Source organism: Cytobacillus kochii (assembly GCF_020171845.1).
GTDB classification, from domain to species: domain Bacteria; phylum Bacillota; class Bacilli; order Bacillales; family Cytobacillaceae; genus Cytobacillus; species Cytobacillus kochii.
The window spans coordinates 37,544-48,759 of sequence record NZ_JAIVAM010000010.1 but is presented as its reverse complement, the minus strand read 5'-3'; the positions used below and the strand labels follow the sequence as shown (position 1 = coordinate 48,759).

12 protein-coding genes are annotated in these 11,216 nt (G+C 37.1%); all 12 read left to right on the top strand.

Annotated features, from left to right (window positions below; translation table 11 throughout):
- Nucleotide 1: 1 nt before the first annotated feature.
- The 12 genes from LCM23_RS16635 to LCM23_RS16580 are packed head-to-tail and all read left to right on the top strand — an operon-like array spanning nucleotide 2 to nucleotide 11,214.
- Nucleotides 2-910: a glycosyltransferase family 2 protein gene (locus LCM23_RS16635; RefSeq protein ID WP_224937954.1), complete on the top strand. Its 909-nt coding sequence runs from the start codon at nucleotides 2-4 to the stop codon at nucleotides 908-910.
- A gap of 2 nt (nucleotides 911-912) precedes the next feature.
- The gene (locus LCM23_RS16630; RefSeq protein WP_224937953.1) at nucleotides 913-1,983 is read left to right on the top strand and encodes an EpsG family protein; all 1,071 of its coding nucleotides are present in this window, start codon (nucleotides 913-915) and stop codon (nucleotides 1,981-1,983) included.
- A 22-nt stretch (nucleotides 1,984-2,005) separates the two neighbouring features.
- Nucleotides 2,006-3,064, top strand: a complete 1,059-nt coding sequence (galE, locus tag LCM23_RS16625) for a UDP-glucose 4-epimerase GalE (RefSeq protein WP_224937952.1) — start codon at nucleotides 2,006-2,008, stop codon at nucleotides 3,062-3,064.
- A 35-nt stretch (nucleotides 3,065-3,099) separates the two neighbouring features.
- On the top strand, nucleotides 3,100-3,702 hold the full coding sequence (locus LCM23_RS16620; protein WP_224937951.1) for a sugar transferase: 603 nt from the start codon (nucleotides 3,100-3,102) through the stop codon (nucleotides 3,700-3,702).
- A gap of 5 nt (nucleotides 3,703-3,707) precedes the next feature.
- A complete protein-coding gene (locus tag LCM23_RS16615; RefSeq protein WP_224937950.1) occupies nucleotides 3,708-4,355 on the top strand; it encodes an acetyltransferase in 648 nt (215 codons plus the stop codon).
- Entirely contained in the window at nucleotides 4,342-5,523 is a 1,182-nt protein-coding gene (locus LCM23_RS16610; protein WP_318247538.1) for a DegT/DnrJ/EryC1/StrS family aminotransferase, read from the top strand. The genes LCM23_RS16615 and LCM23_RS16610 overlap by 14 nt, the downstream gene beginning before the upstream one ends.
- A 10-nt stretch (nucleotides 5,524-5,533) precedes the next feature.
- Entirely contained in the window at nucleotides 5,534-5,848 is a 315-nt protein-coding gene (locus LCM23_RS16605; protein WP_095372106.1) for a helix-turn-helix domain-containing protein, read from the top strand.
- Between the two features lie 35 nt (nucleotides 5,849-5,883).
- Nucleotides 5,884-6,621: a glycosyltransferase family 32 protein gene (locus LCM23_RS16600; protein ID WP_224938111.1), complete on the top strand. Its 738-nt coding sequence runs from the start codon at nucleotides 5,884-5,886 to the stop codon at nucleotides 6,619-6,621.
- A complete protein-coding gene (locus tag LCM23_RS16595) occupies nucleotides 6,618-7,811 on the top strand; it encodes a glycosyltransferase (RefSeq protein WP_224937948.1) in 1,194 nt (397 codons plus the stop codon). The genes LCM23_RS16600 and LCM23_RS16595 overlap by 4 nt, the downstream gene beginning before the upstream one ends.
- Before the next feature lie 18 nt (nucleotides 7,812-7,829).
- On the top strand, nucleotides 7,830-8,879 hold the full coding sequence (locus tag LCM23_RS16590) for a glycosyltransferase family 2 protein (RefSeq protein ID WP_224937947.1): 1,050 nt from the start codon (nucleotides 7,830-7,832) through the stop codon (nucleotides 8,877-8,879).
- Nucleotides 8,876-10,036, top strand: coding sequence for a polysaccharide pyruvyl transferase family protein (locus tag LCM23_RS16585; protein ID WP_224937946.1), 1,161 nt, complete (start codon nucleotides 8,876-8,878; stop codon nucleotides 10,034-10,036). Before LCM23_RS16590 ends, LCM23_RS16585 begins: the two co-directional genes overlap by 4 nt.
- Nucleotides 10,036-11,214 carry a glycosyltransferase gene (locus tag LCM23_RS16580; RefSeq protein ID WP_224937945.1) on the top strand — a complete coding sequence of 393 codons (1,179 nt, stop codon included), beginning with the start codon at nucleotides 10,036-10,038 and terminating at the stop codon, nucleotides 11,212-11,214. Before LCM23_RS16585 ends, LCM23_RS16580 begins: the two co-directional genes overlap by 1 nt.
- Nucleotides 11,215-11,216 lie beyond the last annotated feature (2 nt).

The window sequence follows — 11,216 nt, the reverse complement described above, 5'->3', positions numbered from 1 at the left end:
GATGAAACCAATATTAACAATCTTTACCCCGACCTATAACCGTGCTTACACCCTACATTTAGGCTATGAAAGTTTAAAGAAACAAACATGTCAATCCTTTGTGTGGTTAATCATTGATGATGGTTCGAATGATGGAACAAGGTCATTGGTTCAAGGGTGGATAGAAGAGGGAATCATTTCTATTCGCTACCATTACCAGGAAAATTTAGGTATGCATGGGGCACATAATACAGCTTATGAATTAATCGAAACAGAATTGAATGTTTGCATTGATTCTGATGATTATATGCCAGTGGATGCGGTACAGAAAATCATTACTTATTGGAACCAATTTGGAAGTGAGGAGGTAGCTGGTATTGTCGGGCTTGATGCCTATCAAAATGGGGATATCATAGGGACCGAATTACCCGCTGATTTGTCTACTTGTACTCTAGGGGGATTGTATGGTGTTCATAAAGTGAAGGGTGATAAGAAGCTTGTCTATCGAACAGCATTGACAAAAACGACCCCTGCCTATCCTATTTTCTCAGGAGAAAAGTATTGCCCATTAAGCTATAAGTACATTTTTATTGATCAGTTAAAACCGTTATTACTTCTCAATGAAGTATTATGCCATGTCGAATATTTACCAGACGGATCGAGTTTAAATATGCTTAATCAATATTATAAAAACCCGAAAGGCTTTGCGTTCTTTCGTCAAACAGCAATGATTCATGCTCCATCATTGAAAGAAAAGTTAAGAGAATGTATACATTACGTTTCTAGTTGTTTATTAAGTCAAAAGAAACACTTCATTCAAGCGTCACCTTTAAAAGGTATGACACTTGTTGCGCTACCATTTGGATATCTACTTTCATTTTATGTACGCTATGAGCAACGAAAGAGGAATGCCATGGGAAGTGAGCAGTAATCATGACTGTTTTTTGGATGTGTTTATTCGCAAGTTTTAGTGTGGCTTTAATAGCTAGATACTTTTCTAGACCTGTACTTGTAGGGGATTCAGTCCAGACTGTTTATCCTAATAAACTGATGATTACTTTTGTTGCTTTCATTCTTATTGCTGTTTCTGGGGCAAGAACCAATATTGGCGATACCTTTTTTTATATGCATGCATATGAAGTTAATGATTTTAGCTGGGCAACAATAGTAGAGGGAAAGGATATTGGCTTCGGATTATTACAAATGGTTCTGAAGTTTTATACTGATGACCCGCAAGTTTTAATTTTCGTTGTCTCGTTATTGACGAACAGTTTAATAGTATTTGTTCTCGCACACTATGCAAGATTATTTGAATTGAGTATTTATATTTATATAACTGGTGGTTTATTTTTAGTTACGATGAATGGTATTCGCCAATGCTTAGCAGCGGCGATAGTATTTGCGGCAACAAAGTTCCTTATAAATGGGAATTGGCCTGTGTACTTTTTATTTGTTATCCTTGCTTCTTCTTTTCATCAAAGTGCGCTCATTTTATTACCTATTTACTTTTTTGTACGTTATAAGGCTTGGTCGAAAGCGACGTTGATATTACTTCTGATTGCCGTTCTTATTGTTGTCGGCTTTAATGAGTTTTCGACGCTCCTTTTTTCAGCGATAGAAGATACCCAATATGGCCAATATGCAGAATTCCAAGAAGGAGGAGCAAATATTTTACGCGTCGCTGTGGAAGCAACCCCTTTATTCATTGCTTATCTTGGGAGAGAGAAGTTAAGGACTATCTTTCCTAAAAGTGATTTTATTGTGAATATGGCACTAGTTGGTTTAGTATTTATGATTATTTCTACACAAAACTGGATTTTTGCGCGATTTTCTATTTATTTTAGTCTTTATCAATTGATTCTTGTTGCTTGGATAGTCAAATTATTTCAACCAAAGGATCAACGCTTTATTTATTATTGTATCCTTGTGCTATATTTTTTCTATTATTTTTATGAAACAGTCATTAGTTTAAATATTCAGTATCAAAGTGATTGGTTAGGATAACGAGAGAAAGAGGGGAGAAAAAATGAGTGTTCTCGTCACCGGTGGAGCAGGGTATATTGGCAGTCACACATGTGTCTCTTTATTAAACCGTGGTATGGATGTCATTATTCTTGATGACTTCTCCAACAGTAATCAAGAAGTCGTGCAGCGGATTGAGCATATGACGAAGAAAGAGGTAAAGTACTATTCGATTGATTTAAAGGAAAAAGACGCAGTTCATTCTGTCTTTGCTGATAATGAAATCGAAGCAGTGATTCATTTTGCCGGGTATAAAGCAGTTGGAGAATCGGTTGTTAATCCACTTTCCTATTATGATAATAATCTCATTTCCACGATTTACTTATTGCAAGTAATGAAACAGTTTAACGTAAAAAAACTGGTGTTTAGCTCTTCAGCGACTGTTTATGGTAGACCAAAACAGGTACCGATTGCGGAGAATGCTCATCTATCGGCAACTAATCCATATGGCAGAACAAAACTAATAATCGAAGATATGTTGAGAGATATTTTTGCATCCGATAATGAGTGGGCGATTACATGCTTACGTTATTTTAATCCAATCGGTGCCCATCCAAGTGGAAATTTAGGTGAAGATCCACGGGGTATCCCTAATAATCTCATGCCTTATATTACCCAAGTAGCTATTGGTAAACGGCCGGTATTACAAATATTCGGTGATGGCTTTTCTACTAAAGATGGTACAGGAGTAAGAGATTATATCCATGTAATGGATTTAGCTGAGGGACATATCTGTGCACTAGAACAATTAAAAAAGGAGACCGGTTTTAATTTTTATAATTTAGGTACAGGGAAAGGCTATAGTGTTTTAGAAATTGTCCAAACTTTTGAGAGAGTAAATCATGTGAATATACCGTATATCATTACGGATGCCCGTATGGGTGATATCCCTATTAGTTATGCTGATCCAACAGCTGCAGCGACGGGGTTAGGCTGGAAGGCTCAAAGAGGATTAGAGGAAATGTGTATAGACGCCTGGCGGTGGCAGAAAAATAACCCCGCTGGTTATAGTGATAAGAAAAATCCGCACTTAATGCAAAGTGGGGATTTTTCTTTTTCTTAATAAGATGTCGGATGACGTATAAGAAGAGGAAGGAAATGAAAAGATTATTTGATTTTATTTGCGCATGTATACTGCTTCTTTTATTTGCACCTGTAATGGCAATTATATCTACCGTTTTGCTTATCAACGGATCGTCCATTTTTTTCAAACAAGAAAGACCTGGACTTAATGGATCATCCTTTCGCTTATATAAATTTTGTACAATGACTAATGAAACAAATGAGCAAGGTCATCTGTTACCAGATGAGAAAAGATTGACCAAAATCGGTAGCAAGTTAAGAAAATATAGTTTGGATGAATTACCACAACTTCTTAATGTCTTAAAAGGTGAAATGAGTTTGGTTGGACCTCGTCCGTTACTAATAGCGTATTTACCATTATATTCACCAGAACAAGTAAGAAGACATTGTGTCAAGCCTGGAATCACAGGCTGGGCACAAGTAAATGGCCGGAATGCGATTAGTTGGGAAGAAAAGTTAAAAATGGATGTATGGTATGTCGATCATCAACATTTTTTACTAGATTTAAAAATTCTTTTTCTTACGATTAGTAAGGTCATCCGTTCAGAAGGAATTAATCAGCCAGGTGCTGCCACAACTGAAGTGTTTAAGGGAAACCAAATAAAAATGAAAGAGTGACATAAATGGATATTGCATTAATTGGTTATGGCGGGCATAGCAAAGTAATCTTTGACATTATTACAATGCAAAAAAATAATGTGGTTGGTATTTTTGATGATAAGCATCGCTCATTAAAAATGAAAGGGAATGTGTTTTTAGCACCGATTGATTATGTACATGATGTCCTAAAAATCAACCCTAATATTAGGTTGGTTATCTCTATAGGCAATAATAAAATCCGCAAGCAAATGTTCGAAAGGCTAGCTTTACCAATAGAATACTATACCACTTGTATCCATCCTTCTGCTTGTATTAGTCCGAGCGCAATGATTGGTAAAGGAACCGTCATCATGCCACAGACGGTTATTAATGCGGATGCGGTGATTGGTCATCATACAATCATTAATACAGGAGCAGTGATTGAACATGATAATGAAATTGGTGATTATGTGCATATCTCTCCGCGTTCAACTTTAACTGGATCAGTAAAAGTTGAAGAGGGGGTGCATCTCGGTTCTGCTTCTGTTGTCATTCCACAAGTAACATTAGGGAAATGGTCTGTCATAGGGGCAGGCTCGACAGTGATTCACTCAATACCAGAGCGAGTGATGGCAGTGGGATTACCCGCACAAGCAAAGAAAATATTGAAATGGAGTGATGACATTGGCTGAGCGTATTTATTTATCGCCTCCCCATTTGACTGGTGAAGAAATTCATTATGTACAATCCGCATTTACGGATAATTGGGTGGCACCCGTCGGTCCTCATATCGATTTGTTTGAACAAGAAATGTCAACACTTGTGAATGTGCAATCTTGCTTAGCGGTGAACTCGGGTACTGCTGCCATCCACCTCTCATTATTAGCACTTGGTATTAGCTCTCTAGACACCGTTTTTTGTTCTACATTTACATTTGTAGCTACGGCTAATCCTATACTTTATATTGGGGCAAAACCGGTATTCATTGATTCAGAACCCGAAACTTGGAATATGTCTCCTGATGCGTTAGAAAGAGCTCTAAAGGAAGCGAATGCAAATGGAAATTTACCAAAAGCGGTGATTGTCGTTCATTTATATGGGCAACCTGCCAAAATGGATGAATTGCTAAAAGTTTGTCAACGTTATGGTGTGCCTTTAATTGAAGATGCTGCTGAATCGCTCGGCTCTACTTACAAGGAGAAGCCAACCGGCACAATCGGCAGTTATGGTATTTACTCATTTAATGGTAATAAAATCATTACTACTTCTGGAGGGGGGATGCTCGTCTCCAATCATAAAGAAGGTGTGGAATATGCTTCGTTTTTAGCCACACAGGCAAAAGATACAGCACTACATTACCAGCATAGCCAAATCGGGTTTAATTATCGTATGAGTAATATCGCTGCCGGTATTGGTAGAGCCCAATTGACCTATCTGGAAAACAGAATAAATGCACGTAGGAAAATTTTTCAGCGGTATGAAGAAGGGCTTAAAGGATTAGAAGGCATTTCATTTTTACCTGAGCTTCCGGGAACCTATTCCAATAGATGGCTAACTACTATATTGATTGATAGTGAGACAATAGGTGTAACCGTCGAGGAGCTAATTTTCGCTCTTAGAAATAAGAATATAGAGGCTCGTCCAGTATGGAAACCATTACATCTACAACCGTTATTTCAAGGTTATAGTTTTTATCCACATGATGTGGAGCACGAATCTATCTCGGAAATGATATTCGAAAAAGGAATTTGTTTACCTTCAGGATCTGATTTAACAATTGAGCAACAAAACAGAGTAATTCAATGTATTCAAACGACCATTACCTCAAGTCTTCATCTGCATCCTTATTTATTAGGATAGGAGGCAGATAATGATAGGAAAAAATATTGCCAAACTACGTAAACAAAAAGGATTAACATTAACAGAACTAGCCGAACGAGCGGGCGTAGCGAAGTCATATCTTAGTAATATTGAAAGGGAGGTCCATCAAAATCCTTCTATTCAAGTCATTGAAAAAATTATTTTCGTACTCGGTGTGGAAATAGAAGAAGTCATCAGAGGCGTTTATATCACGGAGCAAAATAGACAATGGCAAATACTTATTAAGGAAATGCGAGAGTTAGGCATTGAAAAAGATCAGATGGAGACAGTTAAACAAAGAATTTATGAAGTAAAGAATAAATAACTCAGTTTTAAGAAAAGGAAGAGAGCGCTGGAATGATGGAGAAGATACCAAGAATTATTCATTATTGTTGGTTTGGGGGCGGGGAAAAGCCAGAGTTAATGAAACAGTGTATAAGGTCCTGGGAAGAACATCTCCCTCATTATGAGCTAAAGCAATGGGATGAAAGCAATGTAGATGTAACATGTAATGCTTATGTACACGAAGCGTATCAAGCGAAAAAATATGCTTTTGTGAGTGATTATTTCAGAATGTATGCTTTGTATACAGAAGGTGGGGTTTATCTTGATACAGATGTCGAGGTTTATCAATCTTTTGATCGTTTCCTTCACTATCCATCCTTTTGGGGATTTGAAGAAGGCAATTATATTGCAACAAGTACGATTGGTGCCAGTAAGGGGCATCCGCTTATCCAGTATTTTCTAGATTCCTATCAATCTAATCATTTTATCAATGATGACGGGACTTTTAACGAATGGACAAATGTTGCCGCCATAACAGAAGAAATGAAGAAAAAAGGGGTTATATGTAACGGACAAAAGCAAGTGATAGAAGATTTGGGGGTAATATTTGAGCAAGCTATTTTCTCCCCATATGATTATATTAATTGCCGCGACCTGCAATCAGACGACACGGTAACGAAGCATCATTTTTATCAAAGTTGGTTGCCTCCTCATGTGTTAGTTAAACGAATGGTGAAAAGGAATATAGTCAAATTGATTGGCGGAGAAAAATTAGCTAGTTTACGTAAGAAGTTTTCGGGAGTGAGGTCATGAGGCGAATATTCATTGCTACATATGATATGGAAATTGGCGGGGTAGAAAGAAGTTTATTACAATTATTGAAACAACTTAACTACGAAAAGTATGAGGTGGATCTATTATTATATCGTCATCAAGGCGATTTTTTTCACTTGCTGCCTAAACAAGTGCATTTGTTGCAAGAGTTTTCAAGTATGGCTACTTTTCGTCAGTCCATTATTGAAACAATCCAAAAGAAACATATGCTATTGGCTTCTGTAAGACTATTAGCCAAATGGCAAACACAATGGAAAAGCCTGCACGCACGTGATGAAGAGTGGGGTTACTATCAGATGCAGCAAATCGGTAAATATTCATCACCGTTCCTTCCTACAATGGATAAAACTTACGATGTGGCTATTAGTTATTTATGGCCCCACCATTTTGTAGCCTATAAAGTAAAGGCTAAAAAGAAGATTGCTTGGATTCATACTGACTTTTCCTCTCTCCATATTGATACGAATGAGGATGAAAAAGTTTGGCGGTTATTTGATCATATTATCGCAGTTTCTGATGCTTGTAGAGAAGCATTTCTTACCGTTTATCCACAGTTAGCCAATAAGGTGATGGTGATGGAAAATCTGATATCGCCGACCTTTATACAAGAATTGTCTGAGGAAATGGTCGAAAATCCTATTCTCTTAGATCATCGCTTTACCATTGTAACAGTTGCTAGACTATCAAAAGCAAAAGGAATAGATATTGCCATACAGGCGATGAAAATAGTAAAAGAAAAAGGTTATCACAACATTGTCTGGTATGTGATTGGCTTTGGTGGAGATGAAAAAGAACTGACACAACTCATTCAAGCTTGTCATTTAGAAAGTCAGTTTATATTACTTGGTAAAAAGGTCAACCCTTATCCATTTATGAAGGCATGTGACCTCTATGTTCAACCCTCTCGTTATGAAGGTAAGGCTGTTACAGTAAGTGAAGCGCAAATACTAGCAAAGCCAGTACTACTTATGAATTATCCTACAGCAAAAAGCCAAATTCGTGTTGGAGTGGATGGTTATATCGCTGGCAACAATCCAGAAGAATTAGCTTCAAGCATTATTCAGCTATATGAACATCCCGAGGAAAGGGAGAGGTTGAGCAGGAATTGTCAACGAACGAATTTTAGTAATGAAGCCGAGCTTGAAAAATTACATGCCATCTGTGAATAAAAAAGGGGGATAGGGCCATTGGAACAACCGAAAGTAAGTGTCGTCATCCCCGTTTATAACGCAGCCGATTATTTGGAAGAATGTATTCAATCTTTACTTACGCAAAGTTTACAACAATGTGAATTTATCTTCGTCAATGATGGGTCTAGTGACCACAGTCAACAACTCATTGAAGCTTATCAAGAAAAAGATCATCGCATTAAACTTTTGAATCAAGAAAACCACGGGGTCAGCTATGCGAGGAATAAGGGGATTGAAATAGCTAAAGGTGAATATATCGGATTTATAGATGCTGATGATACAATAACAGAAAATACTTATCAGCACGTATATCAGCTTGCTAATCAATTCGATAGTGAGGTCGTTATTTTTCACTTAGTTGAAGAGGTCAATGGCATTCAAAGAGTGATTAGCTATCCCTTTCCAATGCGGGTAAAATTACATAAAAAGGACATTCATGAGTTTATCATTCCACACATGTTACAAAAAGAAGATTTTAATAGTGTGTGTAACAAGTTATATAGAAGAGAAACATTGAATAAGCTTCGGCTGCAATTTCCGATAAACGAGGTGCTTGGGGAAGATGGACAATTTAATTGGTCCTTTTTTTTATGTGCGAATTCAGCGATTTATAGCGATCTTCCTGGTTATTATTATCGTGAAGTAGCAGGCAGTGCGACAAGAAATCTCCAAGAAAAAGATTACTTTTCTCATGCGTTACGCTCTTATCAGCGTAGTATACCAGATCAGATTGAAATGAGTAGCCATCAAATCAAGATATTAAAGGCTATGAAGCTGCTTCAACAAGTGTTAGCTTATATTCACATCTATATTTTACCTACAAATGAATTAAGTAAAAAAGAAAGAAGGCAATATGTACAAACAATGATTCATCATCCAGTTGTTCAAGAAGCTTTACGACTCTACCCGTTAGAAAAGGTAAGAATGCTCGGCAGATATGACCGCTTCTTAATGAAGTGTATAAAGCATCAATCGCTTCTTGGCTTATATAGTGCAACGGCATATAGTAGGTGGCGAAATAGAAAAAAAGGGGAGGTTCATTCATGAAAATATTGATGTTTGCCCATGGAGGAAGTGAGAATCGCGGTTGTGAGGCGATTGTACGATCAACTTCAACTATGCTCAAAGAAAAAGTGGAAGATGTGGTTGTTTTTCTTTCATCTTATCATCCTGAAACTGATCAACATATACAACAGCTAGATGGAATCTTTGATGGTTCAGAAACAATTATAAGAAAATATTCAACAGATTGGTGGAGAGCTGCGATTCGGAATAAACTTTTTCAAGACGAAACATACGCCTTGCAAAAAGCGCAACAAAAAACGATTGATCAAATTGATGTGGCTGACATTTGTCTTTCAATAGGCGGAGATAATTACTGTTATGGTGAACAACCCGGTTGGTATGAAGTGGATAAAATGGTCAAAAAGAAAGGGAAAAAATTAGTATTATGGGGGTGTTCGATCGGAGAGGAAGATATGTCGGCAAGAAAGCTAGCAGATCTCAAAATATTTGATTTAATTTTGGCTCGAGAGACATATACGTACCAAATGTTAAAAAAGAGAGGCATTCATCATGTGTCACTTTGTGGTGATCCTGCATTTACACTAGAGAAAGAAGTAGTAGACCTGCCCTTTGGTTGGAAAGATGGGGATACGATTGGCTTAAATATCAGTCCACTTTTAGTTAGCAAGAATCAAGGTAGTAAACAAGCTGTATCTCATTTAATAGAATATATTTTAGAAAATACCGAATCTGTCATCGCGCTCACACCACATGTCATGCAAAAGGGGAATAATGATTATGATTTATTACAAGAATACTATCAAAAATATAAAAGTTCACGAAGAGTCATATTGCTACCAGCGCATTTAAACGCATTACAGTATAAAGGGTATATTGCAAAAATGCGTTTTTTTATTGGCGCAAGAACACATGCAACGATTGCAGCCTATTCCAGTTTTGTCCCGACCCTCGTTTTAGGCTATAGTGTGAAGTCAAGAGGTATCGCCTATGACTTATTCAATAGTGAAAGATTTGTAGTTTCGATTGAGGAAGTGTCAAATAGTAATAAACTGATTCAATATTTTGGTGAAATGGTAGAACAAGAAGCCCAGATTAAAGAACAATTGCTAAAAGTCATCCCCATTATACAAAACCGTTCGTATGAAGCCGTGCATTCTTTAAAGGAATTGCTAGGATAATGAAAAAACAACTATTATTTATTATCCCTAGTTTAGCAGCAGGTGGAGGAGAAAAAAGCTTGATCAATCTTCTATCACAAATCGATTATGACCAGTATGAGGTGGATGTTTTTCTTTTTGCCAAAAAAGGTGTATTTCTATCGTTTCTACCTCCTCAAGTGTCTGTGCTAAATCACTCCGTAGATTTTGAACATTTCTCTTTACCAGTCCATTCAGCTATATGGGCTCTAGCCAAGAGGCGCAGGTGGAAGCTCGTGTATAACCGTCTATTATACTTTTTAGCTAATAGAAGAATGGGAAATACAGCTCAGAAAGAACAGTATGCCTGGAAATATTTAAAACAAGCATGTCCACAACTAGTCAAAACGTACGATGCAGCGATCGGATTTTTAGAGAAATCTTCAACATATTTTTGTGTGGAGAAAGTAAATGCGAAACAGAAAATTGGGTGGGTACATATTGATTACAATGAAATGGGCATGGATGCAACATACGATCATACTTATTTTAAAGAAATGTCAACTATTGTCACAGTCTCTCATGAATGTGCGCGGGTGTTTATCGAACAGTTTCCTTCATTGAAATATAAAGTAAAGGTGATTCATAACATTGTGTCACCAACAATCATTTACGAAATGTCACGTCAGAACATACCGTTACAAAAGCAAATGTTAACGTTACTAACCATTGGCCGTTTACATCCGCAAAAAGGTCTAGATATGGCAATTGAGGCTTGTAGCCGTTTAGTACGAAAAGGAATGAAACTGAAATGGTACATTATTGGCGAGGGGCAAGAAAGAATCAAATTGGAAAGATTGATTAGAATTCATCAACTAGAGGAACACTTCATCTTGCTTGGACAACAAGCGAACCCCTATCCTTGGCTCGATGTAGCTGACATTTATGTACAGCCTTCAAGGTTTGAAGGTAAGGCAATTGCTATAGACGAGGCGAAAATACTGCACAAACCGATTGTCGTAACAAACTATACGACAGCAAAAGATCAAATTATAGATAGAGTAACGGGACTCATCGTAGATTTAAACGTGGATGGGATCGAAAAGGGGATTAGCTTATTAATGAAAGATGATGCTTTAAGAAAACAGTTAACAGTCAATTTAAGCGGGCACTCTTATGGAACAGAATCTGAAATAGACAAGTTTTATCAAATCGTATAGAG

Excerpts from the sequence above, each read along its gene's own strand:
- LCM23_RS16600 (WP_224938111.1), top strand. The coding sequence starts at position 5,884 with ATGGAGAAGATACCAAGAATTATTCATTATTGTTGGTTTGGGGGCGGG.
- galE (WP_224937952.1), top strand. The coding sequence starts at position 2,006 with ATGAGTGTTCTCGTCACCGGTGGAGCAGGGTATATTGGCAGTCACACA.
- LCM23_RS16635 (WP_224937954.1), top strand. The coding sequence starts at position 2 with ATGAAACCAATATTAACAATCTTTACCCCGACCTATAACCGTGCTTAC.
- LCM23_RS16630 (WP_224937953.1), top strand. The coding sequence starts at position 913 with ATGACTGTTTTTTGGATGTGTTTATTCGCAAGTTTTAGTGTGGCTTTA.
- LCM23_RS16580 (WP_224937945.1), top strand. The coding sequence starts at position 10,036 with ATGAAAAAACAACTATTATTTATTATCCCTAGTTTAGCAGCAGGTGGA.
- LCM23_RS16610 (WP_318247538.1), top strand. The coding sequence starts at position 4,342 with ATGACATTGGCTGAGCGTATTTATTTATCGCCTCCCCATTTGACTGGT.
- LCM23_RS16595 (WP_224937948.1), top strand. The coding sequence starts at position 6,618 with ATGAGGCGAATATTCATTGCTACATATGATATGGAAATTGGCGGGGTA.
- LCM23_RS16605 (WP_095372106.1), top strand. The coding sequence starts at position 5,534 with ATGATAGGAAAAAATATTGCCAAACTACGTAAACAAAAAGGATTAACA.
- LCM23_RS16615 (WP_224937950.1), top strand. The coding sequence starts at position 3,708 with ATGGATATTGCATTAATTGGTTATGGCGGGCATAGCAAAGTAATCTTT.
- LCM23_RS16585 (WP_224937946.1), top strand. The coding sequence starts at position 8,876 with ATGAAAATATTGATGTTTGCCCATGGAGGAAGTGAGAATCGCGGTTGT.
- LCM23_RS16620 (WP_224937951.1), top strand. The coding sequence starts at position 3,100 with ATGAAAAGATTATTTGATTTTATTTGCGCATGTATACTGCTTCTTTTA.